The following is a 23,171-nucleotide window of genomic DNA, read 5'->3' as shown; positions in this document are numbered from 1 at the left end:
TATTCATGTAGGTACAATCCGCCCATCATGCATGGTGATGACACGATCTGCCATTTCGGCAAGTGCAGGGTCATGAGTCACCACCACCAGCGCCGAGCCAACCTGTTGACGTAAGTCCAATAGCAGCTGCATAACTTGATCGGCATTTTGCTCATCGAGGTTGCCCGTTGGCTCATCGGCGAACACGATTTTTGGATGCGATACCAGTGCTCGTGCAACAGCTGTACGCTGCTGCTCACCACCTGACAACTGATTGGGTAAGCTATGACGTCGATGACCCAAATCAACGGCGTCAATAAGCTCGTCTACTCGTGCTGGGTTTGGACGTCTCGCAATATCAAGTGGAAAGGCGATGTTTTCGGCTACTGTCAAGGTTGGCAGTAGGTGAAACGACTGAAAGACAAAGCCCATATCGTGCTGACGAATGACCGCTAGCGCATCTTCGTCAAGACTGCTGAGCATTTGACCTGCTAGCGACACCGTACCGCTATCGGGATAGTCTAATGCCGCCAGTAATCCTAGTAAGGTGGATTTACCTGAGCCTGATTTGCCCATAATGACCACAAACTCGCCAGCGTTGACATAGATATCTACGTCTTTAATGATTGATAGGGTTTGCTCGCCGACTTGCACGGTTTTGTTTAATTGCGAGGCGGTGAGGAGGACTTCTTTTTTATAATCTACTTGTGGCGTTGAAGCGGCAATCGAAGGTGATGATGTCATTACAGTGTCTCGTTAAGTAGTCTAATTTATCGTATTTTTTGTCGTATCGTCTTGAGCATTTTCAGTTGCATTGTCTGCATCGGCTATTTTTAGCGCTTCTAGTTTAGGCGCTAGAATAGGTAGGATATTGTCATTAACGATAATCGCGTAGCCCTCTTTGGTCGGATGAATTGCGTCGGCTTGATTGAGCGCAGGATCACCGCCCACACCATCCAAGAAGAAAGGAATCAGCGTCACGTTCATGTCTTTGGCGACGCGAGGATATATCGCTGCAAATGATTTTACATACTCAGAGCCAAGGTTGTCATAGATTTGCATGCCGCCCAAAATGACGATACTGCCATTATCCTGTAGACGTTTGACCGCGGTACGAATATTGGCTTCAACTGTCGCCACATCGATACCGCGTATGGCATCGTTAGCACCGATAGTCAAAATCGTCACATCAGGCTTAGTTTGTAACACCCAGTCTAAGCGATTGACCAATCCCGTGCTGGTTTCACCGCTCAATCCTGAATTGATAACTTTGGCATTGTCGTAACCCATTGCTTGCAGACGATCTTCTAACTGAGCAGGATAGTTGTCATCTTTATCCACCCCAAGACCTTCTGTCAGGGAGTCGCCCAATGCCAAGATCGTTAATGGCGCTTGCTGTGCAGTGGATGTTGCCGATTGCTCAGATTTTGTCGTTTGAGGTTCGGCAGTTTGAGTACTGTTTTGCATGCCATTATCGGTGCTAGGTTCAGATGGTTTTTGGCAACCACCGAGCGCCATTACGGCTGTTAACATAGCCAATGTTGGTAAGTGTCGAGCGAAACGAATGGATAAATTCATCATGATTATTCTGTCCTATAAGCAATCAAACCAGTGTAGCAAAATAAGACAGACACCAATATTATCCTAAGGTTACTGTAGTTTTTGATATTAAAGCTTTTTGCCATCGACCATCACTGGACGACCCACTACCCAAGCAATGACGACGTTGATAACCATCAAAATGAGCATAATGAATAGGGGTAAATCCCAGCTGCCAGTCGCTTCATGTAGCCAACCTGTCCCTAAGGGACCAAAAAAGGCAATCAAATAACCGACGAATTGCGCCATACCAGACAGCTCACTAGATTGGTTGGTCGTATAAGTACGTAAGGGGAACAGCATCATACTTAAGGTAAAAATAGCGGAGCAGCCAATGCCCATCAGACCTGACCACAACCACGCGAGGTCGGTAGATAAATAATTGATTCCTAAAATACCAATAACATTCAGCACCGCTGCAAACACCGCCAGCGCCTGAATAGGGCGGCCGCGATTGATCAGCCACGTCAGGCTCAAAATAGAGACTGGCGCCATAAACTGAAACACTGAAGCCATTTGTCCTGCCTGCACTGCAGATAGCCCTTTGCTGACCCAAATGGATGGCAAAAAACTGGCAACAGTATAAAATAATAGTGATTGCAGCCCCATAAATACCGCAATTTGCCAAGCAAAAGGCGTACGCCACATGGAGATGTCAGATGCTCCAGAGGTAGGTGTTACAATGGCTTGATGACTAGACGAACCAAGACGCAACCGCAAAAATATCCAAATAATGATCGCAAAAATACCCAATAGCGACCACCCACCCAGTGCCCATTGCCAGCCCACTTGCTCAGATAATGGTAGTACAACTCCAGCGACGATGCCTGCCGTTACCGTCATCGTTAGACTAAATAGCCCTGTTATGAGTGGAATATGCTTGGGCGTACGCTGTTTAATAACAGGGGCAGCTAAGGTATTCGCAAAACCGATAGCCAGGGTCAACAATAACGTACCAATCAAAAACCCAGACCAAGTGGGAATAACGGTACGAATCATCATACCAATCGTTAATAATGCAATCATCGCAATGAGTGTATTCTCAAGCCCAAAACGCTTACCAATGGCTGGCGCGATCAGTGCGCCCACCGCAAAAGTCAGCATGGGCACTGCCCCTAGCCAACCAATCTGCGTCTCAGAGATATTGAGGGCATCTTGTACGACAGGGGCAATAGAGCCGAGAGCAACAATAGGCGCACGCATATTGGTGGCGAGCAAAATCATGGCACATAAAATGAGCCAAAAAGTGAAGCGTGAGGAGGGCAGCTCAAACGGTGACGGCGTATCTGAATGAGACTGTAATGGCACATCAGGTGGCAAATCAGTAGAGGTAGACATAGCAGCACGACTATTAGAATAAGAAAAAGGACACGTCATTAAACAGCGCCGAACCATCGTCGCTTGTAAATAACACCAAAGAAAACGCACCTAGACGGTGACTAAAATCATTAATTAGAATCGTAAATTAGAACTAGAGATTACTTGCAGAATACAAGATATATGAGTAACCATTTTGAAAGCGCGCTTATCTTCAATCGCCTATCAACTGGATACGGTATTAGATTTATTTAGTCTACTATTATTAACAGGCCTTGCACGTGCCGTATTGATATCCAAAATGTCTTGAAGCGATGCTAACTAGATACGTCGCGGCTGGCACAACTAAAAATAGCGCCAGTCCCTTGCAAAGGACTAGACGCTATTATAAGAACAGATGTTAGGTAAATACTACCAGCGTATGGTAACAGACGCGGTATTTATAAGAATTTAGCTATACAGGTCTGCCTAGCTGAGCGGCTTTAAGGGCGTTTTCTTGCTGTTCTGCCACGATTGAATCACACTTATTGGGATCATTTCCACAAAACGAGCAATTTTCATCACCCATTAGTTTAGCAACGCCGCCACAAGATCCTCTAAGCGGCTTCTTTTTAACCATATAACCGATACCCATAAAGATAAAGAACAGGACGAATACGGTAAAGGTAATGGCAAGCATGGGAAGCAATTGACTAAGCATAGAGGAAACCTCGATTTTTAAAAATAGTGTGGCTATCTACTGGAGTAATACCTTAATAGTATAGCAAAACCAGTATAGCAAATTTTTGTATGGCTCGTTGATGGTTATCGAGCCGTTTACAGTATTGCGACTAAGTTCTATTGCCACCAAGCTCTAAGGCTGTTTGTCAGCACGTAATGCTTGCATCGCTGGTGTTTGTACCACTTGCCACTGGTCAGTATTCTTATCAGAACCCGTCGTCTTTGCCTCATCAGCTAAGACAACAAACAAGGCGGCTATATCTTGTGCTTTGGCTGTTGCAAGGGCTTTTTCATAAGGCATTGCAGTGAGGGCGGTTGCCCACGCATCTGCTAGTGCGACTGAGTCTGCTGCAACGGTTACCGATGGTACGCCGCCCGCGATAGGCTTGCCAGTGGTGGGGTCAATCGTATGACTGTAGCGCTGACCGTCGAATATGACGGAATTACGATAGTTGCCAGAAGTTGCCAAATACATCTGATTATCGGTATTGATGGGTTGACGAATCGCTGATATTGTCTGACGCTCGCTGACCGTACTGTCCTCAATAGGCGCATCAATCGCAATTTGCCACGGCTGCTGTTGGTTATTGACCCCAGAGGTTGCAATTTCACCCCCTATCTCTACCATGTAGTTGCGAATTTGATAGTCATCTCTGAGTACATCGGCAATCACATCGACGCCATAACCTTTAGCAACTGCTGAGAAATCAAGCCCGACGCCATCTTTGGTTTTATAAATGCTCTGCTCTTTTTGTATGATGCTCTCAAAATCTACCAAGGCTTTTGCTTGAGCAATCTCAAGTGCTGTTGGCGGACTTTGCAAGCGCTCAACGGTCATGGTGCTACCAAAGCCCCAAGTCTCTACCAATGGCATGACGGTAGGATCAAAGGCGCCACCAGATTGCTGATAGACGATTCGTGACACATCAAGCACGTGAGCAAAATCTGCATCGATAGTGAGGGGGATGTCTTTACCTAACTGGTTGAACTGAGAGATAGTAGAGTCTGCTTGATAGGTAGACATACTGTCATTGATTTGCTGCAAGCGCTTATCAATCGACGCTTGGATGGCTGCTTCATCTGCATCCGCAGGTAGCTGATAACTGATATGGTAGCTCGTTCCCATGGTCTCACCGCTGAGATAATCATAATCTGGCGTTTGCTGGCAAGCACTAAGACTGAATACAGCACTGATAGCCATAACGGGCAATAAGGTGGTTTTCATCGATTTTCTAGACAATGAGAGTGGGGCTGATTTTTGCATTATTGGTTTTCTCATATTAATCATAATGGCTTTTATGGCAAAAGGGTGAGTGGCACATTCTATTAGCGTCGCCCATTTTACACCCCTTGTCACCCATAACGCCAATCATCGACTTAAGACCTAGTGGCTTAAACGACTAGATTTATTTTACTTTTGATTCACGGATGAGCTTATATAGTTTTGGCGGCGATAGGCGATTGACCGTGGTCGCCAGCTTTTCTTTATTACCTGCCACGATGATATATTCTTCACCCTTAATCAGGGCTTTGACAACTTGTTTGGCAAAGGTAGCTGTGGTTAATCCTTTATTGGTTGCCTCGTCCATCGTTCCTTGCGCGCTACCGTCACCAGTCAAGGCGTTAATAGAAATACTGGTTTGAATAAATCCTGGGAATATCGTCGCCACCTCTATGCCTTGTTCATGCAGTTCTGCACGCAGACTGTTTGCCCACATATGAAGTGCGGCTTTGGCTGCTCCATAAGCGCCGCGATATTGTGTGCCTAATAAACCTGCAACACTTGATACCATGACAATTTTGCCGCTGCCTTGCGCGATCATATTGGGCAGTACTAGTCTGGTCAGACGTGTCTGCGCAAAATAATCTATCTCCATAATTTGGCGCTCAACTTCTTCAGTGGTTTCCATAATAAGCGAGCGTTGACTGATGCCAGCATTATTAATAAGCCAATCAATTTGTCCGGCTTGAGCTTTAGCTGTCTTATACGCGTCTTTTGCTTGTTTGGCATCGGTGATATCAAAAGGGATGATGAAATGGTTTTTGCTGTTTTTACAGCGGTTTTTGACTGCTACTAATTTTGCCTCATCACGCCCACTTAAAATAATGGTGGCACTATGTTTGGCAAAGGCGATAGACAATGCTGCACCGATACCACTAGAAGCACCAGTAATCCAAATGGTCAAATCTTTAATGTTGGTTTTCATAGGAATCCTTTCTTAAGGCAATAAACAATTAATAATATAGCAGAGGGCAGGCGGTCTGCTATTTAGATTTGTAGGCTTATTATGCAAGGGTTACATTTAGTCAAAGCCAAAAAAAGAGCCTCAATTGAGACTCTTTTTTATTTATCACTTTAGAATACTTTTTTACGTAACCATTTGCTTAGCCACTTGCTTAGTTACTCACTTAACCACCGAAGTCATCAAGCATGATATTTTCATCTTCCACGCCTAAGCTGTGTAGCATGTCGATGACCGCCGCATTCATCATCGGTGGCCCACACATGTAGTATTCACAGTCTTCTGGGTTTGGATGGTTTTTCAGATAATTTTCAAGTAGTACATTATGGATAAAGCCGGTTGGACCTTCCCAATTGTCTTCTGGTAATGGATCAGATAAAGCCACATGCCACTCAAAGTTATCAAACTCTTCTGCTAGTTGATCATAATCTTCAACATAGAACATCTCACGGATAGAGCGTGCACCATACCAAAAGCTGATTTTACGCTTAGTATGTAAGCGTTTAAGCTGATCGAAGATGTGCGAGCGCATTGGTGCCATACCAGCACCACCACCAACGAAAATCATTTCAGCGTCAGTCTCTTTGGCAAAGAATTCACCATAAGGACCTGAAACCGTCACTTTATCGCCAGGTACTAGGCTAAATACCCATGATGACATTTTGCCTGGTGGAATACCGTCAGGACCGCGTGGCGGTGGACTAGCGATACGAATATTAAACTTAATAAGGCCTTTTTCTTCAGGGTAGTTGGCCATCGAGTAAGCACGAATAACTGGCTCATCAACTTTTGAGACATAGTTGAAAATACCAAATTTTTCCCAGTCTTCGCGGTATTCTTCGTCAATGATAAAGTCTTTATAATGCACTTCATGCGGTGGCGCCTCTAACTGCACATAACCACCAGCACGGAAGTTCACTTCTTCGCCATCTGGAATTTTAAGGACCAGCTCTTTAATAAAGGTAGCAACGTTATCATTAGAGAGAACTTCACATTCCCACTTTTGTACATCAAAAAACTCAGGGTCAATCTCGATTTTCATGTCTTGCTTAACGGCTACCTGACAAGCCAAACGCATGTGATTGCGAATTTCGCCTTGAGTAAAATAGCCTTCTTCGGTGGGCAAGATAGAGCCGCCCCCTTCAATAACGCGGCAGCGACACTGCGCACAAGTACCACCGCCACCACAGGCTGAAGATAAGAAAATACCTTCGCTTGCAAGGGTTTGTAGTAATTTACCGCCTGCTGGGGTCACGACGTCATTATCGGGATTATCATTGATATGGATGGTAACATCGCCTGAACTGACCAGTCTTGAGCGCGCCGCCAAAATAATGGCAACGAGGCCCATGATGATCAAGGTAAACATAGCAACGCCACCAATCGCCGTAGCGTAATCCATGGTAGGTATCCTTAATCTATGGAGTAGGGGTGCGAAAAGACGTCATTGCGTGTTTCCTGAACCCCTACCGAATAAATGAATTAAATAGGTCAAATCGCTAAATAGGCTGTTAAGCTTAGCGGTCTAAATTGACATACCGCCGAAAGACATAAAGCCAAGTGACATCAGACCAACTGTGATAAAAGTAATACCAAGACCACGCAGCGGTGCTGGAATGTCTGAGTATTTTAACTTTTCACGGATACCGGCCAATGCGGTAATCGCCAATGCCCAACCGAAGCCTGCGCCCACACCATACACGACAGATTCGCCGAAATTATAGTCTCGCTCAACCATAAATAGTACACCACCTAAGATGGCGCAGTTCACAGTGATAAGTGGCAAGAACACCCCAAGGGCGTTATACAGACTAGGAACGAACTTATCGAGGAACATCTCTAGAATCTGTACGGTCGCAGCAATCAAGCCGATATAACTGAGCAAGCCCAAAAAGCTTAAATCGATATCAGGGAAACCTGCCCATGCCAGCGCACCATCTTTGAGAATGAACTGAAAGAGTAAGTTGTTTAATGGTACGGTAATCGCCATCACGACGACCACGGCAACACCCAGACCAATAGCGGTTGAAACCTTCTTTGATACGGCCAAGAAAGTACACATACCTAAGAAATAGGCCAGCGCCATATTCTCAATAAAGACTGAGGTTATAAATAAACTAACATAATGTCCCATTAGTGACCGCCTCCATGTGCCATGCCTTTAGACTGCGGCTTCATTACAAATTCAGCGTCTTCAACCTGCTCAGGTTTCCAGATACGGATAATGGCAATGAACAAACCAATAATAAAGAATGCTGACGGTGGCAACAATAATAGACCGTTTGGAATATACCAACCGCCATCAGTGACAGGCTGTAGGATGGTGATACCAAACCACGTACCTGAGCCAAGTAGCTCACGGATAGTCGCAACAAACAGCAAGACCGCAGAATAGCCAAGACCATTACCAATACCATCTAAAAAGCTTGGCACTGGTGGATTGCTCATGGCAAATGCTTCGGCACGACCCATCACGATACAGTTGGTGATAATCAAACCAACGAAGACCGACAAGCCTTTACTCACATCATAAGCAACGGCTTTTAGCACCTGATCGACCAAGATAACCAAGGAAGCAATGATGGTCATCTGTACGATAATACGAATGCTTGAAGGGATTTGCTTACGAATGATCGAGATAAAGAAGCTTGAAAACGCCGTGACTAAGGTCAACGCCACACACATCACCATGGCATTGGCCATGCTTGTGGTGACAGCCAGTGCCGAACAGATACCAAGAATCTGTAGGGCAATGGGGTTATTATCAAAAATAGGCGAGGTTAAAATACTTTTAGTGTCAGCCATGTTATGCCTCCTTGCCGTTTGCTACTGGTCGTTTGGCTGCCAGTTCGGTTTCAGGTTGAGCGATCAGTGTTGATTGCGCAGCTTTTGTATCTGCCGCATTGTCAATCGCTTGACCACTCTCTTTACGTAGCGTATCTAAATAAGGCTTATAACCTTGCTCACCCAACCAAAACTGAATCATGTTACTGACACCGCGACCGGTCAAGGTTGCACCACTGATACCATCGACCCAGTTCTCTTTTGGTGTACCCGCTTTGGTCACACCAGTGGCAACATTACCATTTTCGTCATATGAGTGGATACCGCTCCACTTCGCACGCCACTCTGGCTCTTCGATACGAGCACCCAGACCTGGGGTTTCTTTATGCTCATAAAAGCTGATACCTTTGATGGTATTCATATCGCTTTCAAGGGTTAAGAAACCATAGATAGTGCCCCATAGTCCATAGCCTTGAATCGGCAAAACAACCATTTCAGGTTTGCCTGCGTCATCTTTTTTAACATAGACTTTGGCATATTTGGGTTTACGACCAATACCAGCAGGGTCATTGTTGCCTAAATCTTCACTCAGTGCTTTATTTTTAGTCGCTTGGCTTGCATCATAAGCATTACGATCAGGAATGCCAGCGGCTTTTAGCGCTTCATCATCAACGTAGCTGCCTTTACTTAAGTCAATAATTTCGACATCGAAATCTTTAAAACGTTCAGCAACATCATCTGCTGTATCAGACTCGGCATCGTACATGCCAGCGGCAACCAAGATGTTTTTGTTACGGTCTAAGCGTGCGTTTTCAATTTGAGCAGGTTTTAGACCAACCGCTACTGCTGAAACTAAGACGGAACACACCAAGCATAGCGTCAATGCCACACTGATGGTTTTCGCATTATTACTTTTGGGCTTGGACATAACGAACCCTCCGAGCTGTTTGGCGTTTGATGTTTGCTTGGGTCACAAAGTAATCAAACAATGGAGCAAATAAGTTGGCGAATAAAATAGCCAGCATGATGCCTTCTGGGAAAGCTGGGTTCACGACGCGAATCAATACCGTCATAAAACCAATCAAGATACCATAAGCCCAGCGTCCTTTATTGGTATGCGCCGCTGATACAGGATCGGTTGCCATAAACACGGCACCAAAGGCGAAGCCGCCGATAACTAAGTGCCAATAGAACGGCAGGTTCATCATCATATTGTCTTCAGAACCAATCATATTAAAGACAAGAGAAGTAGCAATCAGACCTACCACACAACCTGCCATAATACGCCATGAAGCAATACGTGTCCAAAGTAGAACGACGGCACCCATTAGGATAGCCAGTGTTGATACTTCACCGATACTGCCTTGCATGTTGCCTAAGAACGCATCACCCCAAGTGATGGCATTACCATAGACGTCGACGAAGTCCTGAGGAACGACACCTAACGCGGCAAGACCAAGTGGCGTCGCACCAGAGAAACCATCAACGGCAGTCCATACTGAGTCACCAGACATATAAGCAGGGTAAGCAAAGTATAAGAATGCGCGACCCGATAGGGCAGGGTTCAGGAAGTTTTTACCCGTACCACCGAACACTTCTTTTGCGACTACGACACCAAAGATAATACCGAGGGCAACTTGCCATAAAGGGATATCTGGTGGTAAACAAAGCGCAAACAGCACTGAGGTCACAAAGAAACCTTCGTTGACTTCATGGCCGCGTACTACGGCAAAGATAATCTCACAGAGAATACCGACCGCAAAGGTGACGATATAAATCGGTAAAAATTGCATAGCACCGTAGACGAAGCTTGCCCAGATACTGTCTGGGTTATAGCCTGCCATACTGGTGATAACGGTACGCCAGCCTTCAGGCTGTAAACCAAGGGTTGCAATCGCCGTTAGTGCTTGATGACCGATGTTGTACATACCCCAAAACATGGCTGGGAAAGTACATAACCATACGGTAATCATAATACGCTTTAGGTCGATACCGTCGCGTACGTGTGATGCTGAGTATGTGGTTGAGCTTGGTTGACGCAAAAACGTATCAAACATCTCAAAGATAGCATAGTATTTTTCGTGTTTGCCACCCTTGGTGAAAGACGGCTCCATACGATCGAACATATTGTGTAAAAATTTCATCGTGGTTAGCCCTCCAGCTCTATGCGTGTCAAGTTATCACGCAAAATATCACCGAATTCATATTTGCCAGGAGATACGAAGGTGCATAATGCTAAATCTTCTTCGTCCAATTCGAGCACGCCCAAATCTACGGCGCTAATCATGTCTTCGACAATTAATGCACGTAGTAACTGTGTAGGCAGATAATCTTGCGGCATGACCTCTTCATAAACCCCGATAGGTACCATCGCTCGCGGTGAACCATTACTCGTGGTCGTAAAGTTATATTTCTTATTACCAAAAAACTTAGAAATATAAATAGGCAGCTTAGAGAAGCGGTTGGTGCCGACACTTAGGAAATGGAACGCTGGACGTTCACGCCCTTCAGGCAGCACACTGATTTGGTTATGAAAGCGACCAAGATAAGCCGTATTGCCAAACACTTTGCGACCTGACAACACCGAACCGGAAATAATACGGTTCTCGCCAGCCGCCAGCTGTCCTTTGGTCAGAGCAGCGATATCAGCACCGCGCTCAGTAGCCACCAAACGTGGCTTGGTGACCGCAGGACCTGCCAAACTAATGATACGGCGCGTATATAAGCGACCGCTGGTGAATAGCTTACCAATCGCAATCACGTCTTGATAGCCAATCGTCCATACGGTCACGCCGCGCATGATTGGGTGCAAAAAGTGAATGTGCGTGCCAGCCAGACCAGCAGGATGCTTACCAGCAAAGCTATGATACTCAGTGACATTATTAGCCGCCGTTTTGGCAACTGGCGTCAACTGGGCATCACCATGATGGCAAACAAAGGTCTTGGGGCTGAGTGTCGATAAGACAGCAAGTCCGTCATTGAACGCTTGCAACTGATCGTTAATCAGCAGCATTGGGTCAAATGCTAATGGATTGGTATCCATAGCGGTGACAAAAATAGCATGAGGACGGGCACCGATTTCTGGCGCACGGCTATAAGGGCGCGTGCGAAACGCGGTCCATTCGCCAGAGGCAAGCAGTTGGGTTTCAACAACTTCAGCGTCTAGGTCAGCAAGTTGCTGGGAGTCATAGCGCTCGAAGTCTACTTCTTCACCGTTTGGGTCGACCGCAATCACAAGGCTCTCAAACACACGACGTTCACCGCGTTTAATCGCGACGACTTTACCAGCAGCAGGGGCAGTATAGATAACGCCAACTCGTTTTTTGTCTTCAAAAACGGGCTGACCCTTTGCTACGATATCACCTTCTTTGACATTCATCGTGGGCTTCATGCCCACATAATCATAGCCAATAACGGCGACATGTGTCGGTTGGTGCTCAGATATCTCGCGGGATGATTCACCGGTGATGGGCAAATCCAAACCTTTTTTGATGGTAATCATAAGCGAAAACTTAGTCCATAGTCTAAAACGATACCAGACGTCCTGTTTGGTATATCGGTAGCATGAACATCTGCGTCATTCAATAAAGCCCCCACGTCTCTCTTCCTATAGTAGGATAGTGACAAAGGATCTCTAAAAATAACGCATGATCATAACTACTAGTAAGAGTATTAACGCTGACCTTAGACTCCTTAACAACACGTTAATGTCTTATTCGAATGACCAAAGTGGCGACTGGCTACCAAGGTGTATGTTAAAACCATCAAATCAAACGCAATCGTTCAAGCCTTTAGCGAAAATGATTGTGTAGACAATAGCTCTATCATACGTTTCATTGAAAATTAAAGCTTGTAACACCAGCGCAATTGACCACCCTTATTGGTTTGATATCTTGTTAATAGATACGCAATTAGATAAGAATATAGCCAAAAGATAATCTATCGAAATAGATGATAAACTGGTTGACAGACGAACTAGCGAAGCCATTATTAAGTAGATTTCACTCACATCAATAAGCGGCTATACAGCTAGTAATGACTGTTCTAAAATAGTTAGCTAGTGATAGAGAGATGATAGAGACTATAAAAAAGAAAGAGGCGTCATTAGAGTTTAGTGCTGTAGAGTAGACTGTTTAGAGGCCACCAGTTGAAATTTCTAATATAACCCTTCTTAGCAATATGTCAGCCAACATCAAAAAGATGCACTTAGCTGCTGCTCGACTCATCCTGACCGCTATGCAACACTAAGCCATAAATGACTCAATAAAAAGCGCAGCGCATGGTTACTATCACATAGAAACAAATAAAAATTTACCTAGGATTATACGCTAAATTGACCTAAAATTGCCAGTCAGTAATTGAATTTATCTAATGTTGCCAGTGATTCAATGTATTAAAACTTATGGTTATGATTGACCGTTTTTTTATGGTCATTTCTATCTATCGAAGCGGATTTTGGATCTATCATGGATAGCTTTTGATTCGTCTATATATTAAGTCACTTTTGACTTATGTTTTTATGCGTGTTTAGAGGGTGTTGAACGTTCAATACACCCTGATTTTTGAATCTACTTTTCTAAATATATTTATTGTTGTGCTTTATAAGGAATGCTATATGTGTGCTGTGCCTGTCATTATCCCGGCGATTGATTTAAAAGATGGTAAATGTGTCCGCTTAAAACAAGGCCGTATGGAGGATAATACGGTTTTTTCTAATGATCCAGTGGCCATGGCAGCACGCTGGGTAGAGGAAGGTGCACGTCGACTGCATTTGGTTGATTTGAATGGGGCATTTGACGGCGTACCCGTTCATAGACAAGTGGTGAATGACATTACCAAAGCGTATCCGAATCTGCCTATTCAGCTGGGCGGCGGTGTGCGCAATATGAACACCATTGAGCAATATATTACGGCTGGTTTGACTTATATCATCATTGGTACAAAAGCGGTCGAAGATCCTGAGTTTGTCGCAGAAGCTTGCCGCGAATTTCCGGGTCATATCATTGTAGGTATCGATGCTAAAGATGGCATGGTTGCCACTCATGGCTGGGCAAATGTGACGGATACCAAGGCGACCGAGCTTGCGAAGCGCTTTGCAGATGTTGGCGTATCGTCGATTGTATACACCGATATCAACCGCGATGGCATGATGCAAGGCGTCAACGTTGAACAAACTGTCAATTTGGCACGTGAAGGCGGCTTGACTGTGATTGCTTCAGGCGGCGTGACCAATATGAAAGATATCGAACTGCTGAAACCTTATGGCGATTGTATTGAAGGTATCATTACTGGTCGCGCGATCTATGAAGGCACGTTAAACTTGGGCGAGGCACAAGTTTATTTAGACAGTTAATGATTATTGAACATTCAGTAAAGAAAGATGAGTACGAAAATCTATAAAAAGCAAAGGATGCTTATGAACACTGACTTTGACCGTTCAACGATGTGCGATTTTATAAAAGCGTGCGGTCAAATGCTGTTGTTACTAAGCATCCTTTTTGCCTTTCCAGTGTATGCGGCTGGTGAAGAGGTGACTGGTATCACCTCTGCATTGGGGATAGATACAGCAGAAAACCCGGCAGCTGATAAACCTTTACTTGATGCGACCTCAGAAGAGGAAGCTTCAGCATCTCCAGTTGTCATACCTGAGCCAGCACCACCGCCCATAATCAGTGGTGAGAGCACCAATAATGCGCAAATCGAAACCACTCCTACTCCGCAAAAAGATAATGACATCCGTCAACGTATTCAGGGTATTTTTTCTGAAATAGAAGGTCTGCAGGCTATCAATGTCAGCGTTACGCAAGGTGTTGTCACCTTAACCGGAGAGACGCCGAACGAGAAAAAAGCGCAACAAGCCATTAATTTGACCAACCGCCTGACAGATGTGGTCACTGTCGAAGATCGGATTGATCGTACCCTTGATGTTCAAGACAATGTCACTACCGTTTATCAAGGTCTTAAAGCCCAAGCCAAAAATCTAGTCAAAGCCTTGCCACTCCTATTGGTCGGCATTGTCCTATTTGCATTGGTGACATGGTTTGGTAGTTGGCTGTCTAATCGCAAAAAAATGTGGCAGCGGCTCACGCCCAATCCATTTGTCGCCGAATTGCTGTCACAAACCGTTAAAGTCATTTTTATTATTTTCGGTTTGATTCTTGCGCTGAGTTTGATAGGCGCCGAAACCATCTTAGGTACTTTGCTTGGCGGTGCAGGCGTTATCGGTATCGCCGTTGGTTTTGCGGTCAAAGACACTATTGAGAATTACATTGCCTCGCTCATGCTCAGTATTCGCCAACCATTTCGCGCACGTGATCATATTTTGATTAATAATCAAGAGGGGATTGTAGTACGGCTAACCTCACGTGCGACTATTCTGATGACTTTAGATGGCAACCAGTTGCGCATTCCCAATGCTGAAGTATTTAAAGCAACGATCTTAAACTACACCAAAAATCCAGAACGTCGATTTACCTTTGAGTTAGGCGTTGATGCCAATGATGATCCATTAGCAGCTATCAAGGTCGGACTGGATGCGATACATACATTAGCATTCGTTTTAGATGAACCAAAAGCAGTGGCTGTCATTACCAATGTTGGCGACTCTAATATCATTTTAGAATTTAAAATTTGGGTGGATCAATCAGATACGGATTTCTCAAAAGCACGCAGTATTGCCATTCGTGAGACCAAGCATGCGTTAGAAAATGAAGGCTTCAGCTTGCCTGAACCGATTTATCGTTTGCGTTTTAATAGTAACTTAGAAAAAGCGTTTGAGCATATGCAGGACAGTAACGCCAGCAGTGCTAATACTAATATGACAATTACGCCAATCACGCCCAAAGTGACCGATAAAAACCAGAATGAAGATAATAGCGTTGATGATAAGGACAAAAAACAAGCAAAGGCTCGTGCCAAATTGATTTTACAAGGTCGCAATGCTGATGAGGTGCTTAACGCTCGTCCTGACGACAAACTCATGGAAAAAGTTGAACAGGAAATTGCAGAAAGCTCTGACGAGACTGATTTACTGAATAATAATAGCCCGCAAGAATAATTTGCAAAAACCTACCAAAAACTAGGCATAAAAAATGCAACGAAACGTATATCTGATTATCATTCAAATACGAGACATTTTTTATGCAAATGAAACACTTGATTATATTCGCCCTAGTGGGCATGGTTGCGTTACTAGGTTTCAACCTCATTAATGGCAATCAACGTGATAAAAATAGAGAGCTAGTCATAAGTGACGCAGGATCTGAGCAATCTCCCGATACAGCGTTACCAAATACGGATGATGTAGAAAGTGGCTCAGTAGATGTCGCAAGCCAGCCACTTGGTAAACAGCCTAAAGCCATTCTCGATAATGCTACCGCGAAAATAGATCAGGCTCAGGAAGCAGACAAGGAACGTCTAGACCAGATGAGTAATGCGCAATAATGATTTAAGTAGTCGTTATAAAATACTACGCACAAAAAAGGCCAACGATGACGTTGGCCTTTTTATTATTTGAAGCGTTTGCTAACACTAGCTTTTCTTACTTGCGCCTTTACTACGGCTGCCAGTCTTTTTAGCGGGGCCTCTTCTATCAGTACTTTTCTTCTCAGTACTTTTCTTAGAAGGCGCGCTCTTCGTTTGATTCATTTCACTAGATTGCAATTTGGCTTTTAAATCAAAGTCAATTTGTAGCAGATCCATATTGACGCCAGCAACTTTCACTTTAACGCGATCGCCCAGTCCGAACAATGTCCCTTTGTCTTTACCGATCAGCTGTTGTTGCTGTTCATCGTAAACAAAGAAGTCATCACCGACATTAGAGATGTGAACCAAACCATCAATATATAAGTCAGTCAAGGTAACAAACAAACCGAAGCTTGTGACTGTAGTGACCACACCTTCGAACTCTTCACCAACATGATCTTTCATATAGTGACACTTGAGCCAAGACTCTACATAGCGTGAGGCTTTTTCGGCTCGGCGCTCAGTATCTGAGGTTTGCGTGCCAGCCGCTTCAAGAGAAAAGTCCATCACTGGCTGCTGGGTATTGGTCACTTTTGCTTTGATGGCACGATGCAGCATCAAATCAGGGTAACGACGAATCGGCGAGGTGAAGTGGCTATATTCGTCATAAGCTAGCCCAAAGTGACCGATATTGTCAGGCGCATAGTTTGCTTGCATCATTGAGCGCAACAGCATGCTGTGGATACTAATCGCATCGGGTCTGTCTTTGGTGGCTTCAATAATGCGCTGATAATCGGCTTGCGTTGGATTTTCTTCTGGAAAGCTTAAACCAAAATTCTTTGCGTATTCGTGAATACGCATTGATTTTTCGCCATCAGGTTTGTCATGGTTACGATATAAGACAGGAAGCTCATGCTTGAGTGCAAAGTTCGCTGCACAAGTATTGGCCAGCAACATACATTCTTCAATGAGTTTTTGAGCATCACCGCGAGTACGCGGTAGGATTGCTTCGATACCACCTTTCTCATTAAACTTAATGTATGTCTCAACTGTCTCAAACTCCATTGCATGACGCTCTTCACGCTTTTTAAGCAGTAGCTCATACAATTGATGTAAGGTATCGACAGATTTTTTGACGTCTTTATTACCCGTTAGTGAGGTAGGTACGCTCTTATCTTCTGGATTCTCAAGATAAGCGTTCACTTGATTATACGTTAAGCGTGCTTGTGAGTGCATGACAGCAGGATAGAACTCATAACCGGTCACTTTGCCTGCTCGTGATATTTTGATATCGGCGACCATACAAAGACGGTCACGGTCAGGATTCAATGAACACAGACCATTAGAGAGTACTTCAGGCAACATTGGAATCACACGATGCGGGAAATATACGGACGTACCGCGCTCGTAGGCATCTTTATCAAGTGGCGAGTTTGGTGTGACGTAATAACTGACATCAGCAATCGCAACTAAGACACGATAGTTGCCACCAGAGCGTTTTTCGGCAAATACGGCATCATCAAAATCACGTGCATCTTCACCATCGATAGTCACCAACGGCAAATCACGCAAATCTTTACGACCTTTTAAATCTTTTTCAGTCGGCTCTTGATAATCGTTGGCTTGCTTCAGTGCTGCTTCACTAAAATCTGATGGGATGTCATAATTGAGTAAGGTGGTTTCAATAATCAGTTCGCGATCATTGTCATCAGACAGTACTTCGGTGATTTTACCCGTCGCAAATTCATGCTGATTTGGCCAATCAATAACATCAACCTTAACAGGAGAGCCTTGCTTGGCATTCATCGCTTGTACATTTTCTTCAGTAACGGTAATCGGCTGGTGATTATTTGGACTACCAAGCTCGACACAGTAGCCATCTTCATCACGCGCTAATGTACCAATGAAGTTATTTTGGCGACGTTCAACGACATCGACGATACGTCCTTCTGTGCGCCCGCGATTGTCTGTCGATGTACCGACTGCATCTACAGTGTCACCGTTGAAAACCCAGCGCATTTGCTTTTCATGCAAAAACAAATCTGGCATATCGCTTAATAATACAAAGCCAAAGCCTTTCGGATGTGCAGACACTGTACCTCTGACGACATCTTGCTTGGTCACCGTGCGATAGCGATAAGGACGACCGTCGCGGTTTACTTGTCCATCACGTGCCATCGCTTTTAGGCGATTGCCTAAAGCGTCAAACTGGTCTGGGTCATCAATATTAAAGGCTTTTGCCAATTGTTGATGCGTGACTTCACCATGCTCATTAATCGTACTGAGTATCAGTTCGCGACTAGGGATAGGATTGTCATATCTTTTTGCCTCACTTGAGGCGTTTGGATCGTTCCAACTCATAAATTACCGTATCTATTTTTAAAATTATTAATAATGGCTATCTTAACACGAACGACGTTGCAATATCTTGCGTCAATTGTCTTAAGTGTATTTGGTAGCAGGAAGTGGCCACCTCTAATAGGCAACAACTATTAAAAACAAATCAAATGTCGATATCGACTGTACTTGATCTATTGGTTATCTTTTTACTGTCTATCTCTTTCGACACTTCTAATACTGTTGTTTGATTAGACTTATCCAAGTATTTCTGAGCCTTATCGACTTCAGTAGTCAAAGTATTGACCGTCTGTTTCATGTTCTCTAGCGCTTCAATTTTATAATTGCTAATCATATCCATCGTATCATAGACGTTATTGAAAGCGTTTTGCAATTTATCAAGCTCAATGCTGCTACTGGTCGCATGCTCATGGATTTCACCTGACTGACGTTTTAGCATCGCTGAGGTCGATTCAATTAAGCTACTGGTGGTTTTATTTAAAGCAGTAATTTGATCAAGCACCAGTTTTTGATTGGTCATCGCTTGTGCAACCACGACCGCTGTACGTAGTGCAGATACGGTGGTTGTGGTGGCTCGATCAACGCCTTTTATCAATTCTAAGTTATTGCGGCGAATGGTATCGAGCGCTAAATAGCCTTGCACGTTCACGGCTAACTGAGTTAAAAAGTCGGTGTTTTTTTGACGCACATAAAACAACATCTCTTCTTTAATAATGCGTGCTTTTTCGGGATCGGTCGCTTCTATCGCATAAACCTTCTGTTCTAACTGCTCATCAATCTTTTTGCCGACATAAACGTATTGGCGTATGGATTGCATCAGCTCCCACATATTGACTTTTTCTTGCTCAATCATCGCATTGTCTTTGAGCAGCTCATCCTTACCATTATATAGACTGGTTACTACGGCGTTGATATGTGATTGTGCCGATTCATATTGACGGAAGTAATCCTGTACTTTATTGCCAAATGGGATGAGACCGAATAACTTACGCGAGCTGGTCAGCTCTTTTTTACTGGGATCTAAATCTTCGACGATGCCGCGCAACTCAGTCAATGACTTGGCGATAGGGGAATTATCAAACAAGCTGTCATTGAGACTTTTGGCGGGTAAATCAAGCATACGATTAGACACTTGGGCTGATTCACGAATCTCTTTGGTGCCGAGATTATGAATCGATTGCACATTTTGCTGAAACTCAGCACTGTGCACAGAATTATTAATCACATGATCAACAAAGGCATCGACCTTGGCATCAAGTTCTGGGATTTGGCTGTCATCCAATTTGACCATCTGATCTGCTTCGCTTTTTTGTATTTCTCTCACAGGTTCAGGCGCGGTTAGAGAAATACTTGGCGTCGTTGCGTTTTCTGGTGGGGTCAATTCTTGCATGAAATTTCCTTCAATATTGGATAAAAGTAGTGTTTTTGTCAACGACTCTGATGGTCGTGATATACGTTATTTTTATACACTTACTAGAAATTTTTAATAAATGCTGATTAGCAAATATAAAACAGACCTTTAGATTACCGCGTAATCAAATGGTTGAGAAGGTAGGTTTTGTAAAATAGAGTCAGCCAATTATATCTGACTAAACATATTTAAAAGAGATATGTATCTATGCACACAATAAAAAACCATCAATATCCCGCAGTATATTGATGGTTAAGGTTATACATATCTATATTGACTAACAGCCATCTAATAAACAGATTACTTTTTCTTAGTTGGCCCAAGCAGCATACCCATCTGACGACCTTCCATCTTAGGATATTGCTCAACGTTAGCAATCTCAGCAGTATCTTCGATAATACGATCTAGCTGCTTGCGACCAATTTCTTGGTGCGCCATTTCACGGCCACGAAAGCGAATACTGATTTTAACTTTGTCTTGGTCTTCCAAAAAGCTGACGATTTTTTTCAGTTTAACCTGATAATCAGCTTCTTCAGTACTAGGACGCAGCTTCATCTCTTTTAGCTGAGTTTGCTTTTGGTTCTTTTTAGCTTCTTTCGCCTTTTGCTTTTGATCATAGAGGAAATGCTTATAATCCATGATTTTGCATACTGGCGGTTTGGCTTCAGGAACCAATTCGACCAAATCTAGACTGTCCTCACGTGCCGCTTTCATCGCGGTTTCGATATCGACCACGCCCATCTGTTCGCCGTCTTCTTTAACGAGACGGACTTCTTTGGCTGTGATATCTTCGTTGATGTTCAAACGGTTTGACTGTTTAATAGGTATTACTCCTCATCTGTTTTTGGGGTCTGTCGGCCTTTTTCGCTGACAGCGGTCTGTACTAATGTAATAAATTCTGGAACACTCATCACGCCAAGGTTTTCACCTTCACGCGTACGGACGTTGACACTGCCCGATTCGACTTCTTTATCCCCTAATACTAGCATATAGGGAACGCGTTCTAATGTTTTCTCTCGTATCTTAAATCCAATCTTTTCGTTACGCAAGTCACTAATAGCCCGCAAACCTGACTTTTTGAGTTCGCTGACCACATTTTCACAAGCATCTGCCTGTTTATCAGTGATATTCATCACCACCACTTGTTGCGGCGCTAGCCAAACGGGCATCCAACCAGCATAGTTTTCAATCAATATACCAATGAAGCGCTCGAATGAACCTAAGATGGCACGGTGCAACATAATAGGTACTTCACGCTCGTTTTGCTCATTGACGAATTCGGCATCCAGGCGCTCAGGCATGTTTGGGTCAACCTGAATCGTACCGCACTGCCAGACGCGTCCTAAAGAATCTTTCAAACTAAATTCAATCTTCGGACCATAAAATGCGCCTTCACCTGGCAGATAAGCCCAATCTAATCCTGAGCTATCTAATGCATCGGCCAAAGCTTTTTCGGCAAAATCCCAAGACTCATCACTACCGACCCGTTTTTCAGGACGGGTCGAGAGTTTCATAATAATATTATCAAAACCAAAGTCTTCATAAACGGCAAGAGTTAGCTTAATAAAGTCAGCGACTTCTTGCTGGATTTGCGACTGTGTACAGAAGATATGAGCATCATCTTGGGTAAAGCCGCGTACACGCATCAAACCATGTAGTGAACCTGATGGCTCGTTTCGATGGCATGAGCCAAACTCTGCCATACGTAATGGCAGGTCACGGTAAGATTTTAAGCCTTGGTTAAATACTTGCACGTGGCAAGGGCAGTTCATCGGTTTTACCGCATAATCACGATTTTCACTGGCAGTCGTGAACATGTTAGTCGCATAGTTACCCCAATGTCCCGAACGCTCCCACAAACTACGATCGACGATTTGCGGTGTTTTAATTTCTTCATAGCCATTATCATGCTGTACTTTACGCATATATTGCTCAAGTACTTGGTAAATAGTCCAACCATTTGCATGCCAAAACACCATACCCGGCGCTTGCTCTTGCATATGGAACAGATTTAACGCTTTACCAATTTTACGATGGTCACGTTTTTCAGCTTCTTCGATACGCTGAATATAGGCTTTTAGGTCTTTCTTATCCGCCCATGCTGTACCATAGATACGTTGCAGTTGCTCGTTCTTGGCATCACCGCGCCAATATGCACCAGACATTTTGGTCAGTTTGAATACTTTTAAAAATCTGGTGTTTGGCACATGTGGACCACGGCACATATCGACATATTCTTGATGATGATAGAGACCAAAGGCTTCTTCGCCTGGCATATCATTAATCAGCTTAAGCTTATAGTCTTCACCACGTTCTTCAAAGATTTTAATGACTTCATCGCGTGGCGTTATTTTTTTGATAACGTCATAATCTTGCTTGATGAGCTCCATCATGCGTTTTTCAATGGCTGCCATATGCTCTGGTGTAAACGGCGTTTCGCTATAGATGTCATAATAAAAACCATCATCGATAACGGGACCAATCACCATTTTTACATCAGGATATAGCTGCTTAACAGCATGACCTAATAGGTGAGCACAAGAATGGCGAATGATATCGACACCGTCATCATCTTTTGGTGTCACGATTTCAACCTTAGCATCATGAGCGATAGGGTCGTGCGCATCAACTAGATGACCATCTACACGTCCGGCGACCGTTGCTTTAGCCAATCCTGCACCAATGCTTTGTGCCACTTCCATGACGGTGGTACTACCTTCGAAGTTTTTCACGCTACCATCGGGTAAAGTAATCGCTACCATAATCTATTCACCTTTTTGCGTCCGTTGGCAGTGATGATTGCAACCATCAATCATATAACCGCAAGACTGCGTCAATTATATCCAACTGCTATGATATGTTATAAGAGATAGATATCACTTAAAGGCAAAATTTCAAACAATCAACCGTTGAATAATCAAGGCTAATAAGAAATGCCATTAAGCAATATTATAAAGTCAGCTATTATAGCAAAAACTGTGTATCAACACTAGATAGTAAGGGATTAGGTCGGCTTCTATATATAGATGCTATCTATACGAATATCAAGAAGTGTAAATCATAGTTAGCTAAGGACACAGCGAAGGCAATTATCAATAAGCAGATAAATATGCCAAAAAGTCAGTATGGAGCCTCAAAATTTTAGCTTAAAGTAAGTTCTTAATGGCAACGCTATAGATGACAATTAATGAATATCGATAGATACTGTTTAAAGCTGAGTAATTATTTACCGTCTAATTTAAGAGAATTAAATGAATATTAATCTTAACTCATTGAAAACTATACATTATTAAAAG

Annotated in this window: 19 protein-coding genes; 3 read left to right on the top strand and 16 right to left on the bottom strand. The window is 43.7% G+C overall.

Going from position 1 to position 23,171, the window contains the following annotated elements:
* Positions 1–3 precede the first annotated feature (3 nt).
* The 12 genes from JMW64_RS00095 to JMW64_RS00040 all read right to left on the bottom strand — a co-directional run bounded on the left by JMW64_RS00095 (position 4) and on the right by JMW64_RS00040 (position 12,144).
* Complete coding sequence (locus JMW64_RS00095) at positions 4–723, bottom strand: ABC transporter ATP-binding protein (protein WP_201552150.1); 720 nt, start codon at positions 721–723, stop codon at positions 4–6.
* Positions 724–744: 21 nt separating this feature from the next.
* Entirely contained in the window at positions 745–1,560 is an 816-nt protein-coding gene (locus tag JMW64_RS00090) for an arylesterase (protein ID WP_201552148.1), read from the bottom strand.
* An 87-nt stretch (positions 1,561–1,647) separates the two neighbouring features.
* Positions 1,648–2,916 carry an MFS transporter gene (locus JMW64_RS00085; protein WP_227694002.1) on the bottom strand — a complete coding sequence of 423 codons (1,269 nt, stop codon included), beginning with the start codon at positions 2,914–2,916 and terminating at the stop codon, positions 1,648–1,650.
* A gap of 433 nt (positions 2,917–3,349) precedes the next feature.
* Positions 3,350–3,595, bottom strand: a complete 246-nt coding sequence (nqrM, locus tag JMW64_RS00080; protein WP_045453840.1) for a (Na+)-NQR maturation NqrM — start codon at positions 3,593–3,595, stop codon at positions 3,350–3,352.
* Positions 3,596–3,748: 153 nt separating this feature from the next.
* Positions 3,749–4,879, bottom strand: a complete 1,131-nt coding sequence (locus tag JMW64_RS00075; protein WP_227694000.1) for an FAD:protein FMN transferase — start codon at positions 4,877–4,879, stop codon at positions 3,749–3,751.
* 142 nt (positions 4,880–5,021) lie between these two features.
* Entirely contained in the window at positions 5,022–5,822 is an 801-nt protein-coding gene (locus JMW64_RS00070) for an SDR family NAD(P)-dependent oxidoreductase (protein ID WP_201552142.1), read from the bottom strand.
* A gap of 202 nt (positions 5,823–6,024) precedes the next feature.
* Entirely contained in the window at positions 6,025–7,260 is a 1,236-nt protein-coding gene (gene nqrF / locus JMW64_RS00065; RefSeq protein ID WP_045447641.1) for an NADH:ubiquinone reductase (Na(+)-transporting) subunit F, read from the bottom strand.
* A gap of 123 nt (positions 7,261–7,383) precedes the next feature.
* Positions 7,384–7,992 carry an NADH:ubiquinone reductase (Na(+)-transporting) subunit E gene (gene nqrE / locus JMW64_RS00060; RefSeq protein ID WP_011281361.1) on the bottom strand — a complete coding sequence of 203 codons (609 nt, stop codon included), beginning with the start codon at positions 7,990–7,992 and terminating at the stop codon, positions 7,384–7,386.
* On the bottom strand, positions 7,992–8,663 hold the full coding sequence (locus JMW64_RS00055) for an NADH:ubiquinone reductase (Na(+)-transporting) subunit D (RefSeq protein WP_055125671.1): 672 nt from the start codon (positions 8,661–8,663) through the stop codon (positions 7,992–7,994). The genes nqrE and JMW64_RS00055 overlap by 1 nt, the downstream gene beginning before the upstream one ends.
* A 1-nt stretch (position 8,664) precedes the next feature.
* Positions 8,665–9,570 (bottom strand): Na(+)-translocating NADH-quinone reductase subunit C, encoded by a 906-nt coding sequence (locus JMW64_RS00050; protein WP_201552140.1) that lies wholly within the window; start codon positions 9,568–9,570, stop codon positions 8,665–8,667.
* A complete protein-coding gene (locus JMW64_RS00045) occupies positions 9,551–10,786 on the bottom strand; it encodes an NADH:ubiquinone reductase (Na(+)-transporting) subunit B (protein WP_055125672.1) in 1,236 nt (411 codons plus the stop codon). Before JMW64_RS00045 ends, JMW64_RS00050 begins: the two co-directional genes overlap by 20 nt.
* 5 nt (positions 10,787–10,791) lie before the next feature.
* Positions 10,792–12,144 (bottom strand): Na(+)-translocating NADH-quinone reductase subunit A, encoded by a 1,353-nt coding sequence (locus JMW64_RS00040; protein ID WP_201552138.1) that lies wholly within the window; start codon positions 12,142–12,144, stop codon positions 10,792–10,794.
* A 1,113-nt stretch (positions 12,145–13,257) separates the two neighbouring features.
* On the opposite strand from JMW64_RS00040, the gene hisA reads away from it, so the two are divergent.
* From hisA to JMW64_RS00025, 3 genes are all read left to right on the top strand, one after another.
* Positions 13,258–13,995, top strand: a complete 738-nt coding sequence (hisA, locus tag JMW64_RS00035; RefSeq protein WP_201552135.1) for a 1-(5-phosphoribosyl)-5-[(5-phosphoribosylamino)methylideneamino]imidazole-4-carboxamide isomerase — start codon at positions 13,258–13,260, stop codon at positions 13,993–13,995.
* A 63-nt stretch (positions 13,996–14,058) separates the two neighbouring features.
* The gene (locus tag JMW64_RS00030; RefSeq protein WP_201552133.1) at positions 14,059–15,699 is read left to right on the top strand and encodes a mechanosensitive ion channel family protein; all 1,641 of its coding nucleotides are present in this window, start codon (positions 14,059–14,061) and stop codon (positions 15,697–15,699) included.
* 83 nt (positions 15,700–15,782) lie between these two features.
* Positions 15,783–16,085, top strand: a complete 303-nt coding sequence (locus tag JMW64_RS00025) for a hypothetical protein (RefSeq protein ID WP_045447653.1) — start codon at positions 15,783–15,785, stop codon at positions 16,083–16,085.
* An 87-nt stretch (positions 16,086–16,172) separates the two neighbouring features.
* Here the strand turns inward: JMW64_RS00025 and rnr are convergent, their stop codons facing one another.
* The 4 genes from rnr to thrS form a co-directional block, all read right to left on the bottom strand.
* A complete protein-coding gene (gene rnr, locus JMW64_RS00020) occupies positions 16,173–18,467 on the bottom strand; it encodes a ribonuclease R (protein WP_201552131.1) in 2,295 nt (764 codons plus the stop codon).
* 142 nt (positions 18,468–18,609) lie between these two features.
* Positions 18,610–19,854, bottom strand: a complete 1,245-nt coding sequence (locus JMW64_RS00015) for a toxic anion resistance protein (RefSeq protein ID WP_109592179.1) — start codon at positions 19,852–19,854, stop codon at positions 18,610–18,612.
* A 321-nt stretch (positions 19,855–20,175) separates the two neighbouring features.
* Entirely contained in the window at positions 20,176–20,679 is a 504-nt protein-coding gene (gene infC, locus JMW64_RS00010) for a translation initiation factor IF-3 (RefSeq protein ID WP_045447656.1), read from the bottom strand.
* A gap of 23 nt (positions 20,680–20,702) precedes the next feature.
* Positions 20,703–22,637, bottom strand: coding sequence for a threonine--tRNA ligase (gene thrS, locus JMW64_RS00005; protein WP_201552129.1), 1,935 nt, complete (start codon positions 22,635–22,637; stop codon positions 20,703–20,705).
* Positions 22,638–23,171 lie beyond the last annotated feature (534 nt).

This window comes from Psychrobacter immobilis, assembly GCF_904846065.1.
Lineage (GTDB): Bacteria > Pseudomonadota > Gammaproteobacteria > Pseudomonadales > Moraxellaceae > Psychrobacter > Psychrobacter immobilis_H.
This window is presented reverse-complemented; position numbering and strand designations above follow the sequence as displayed.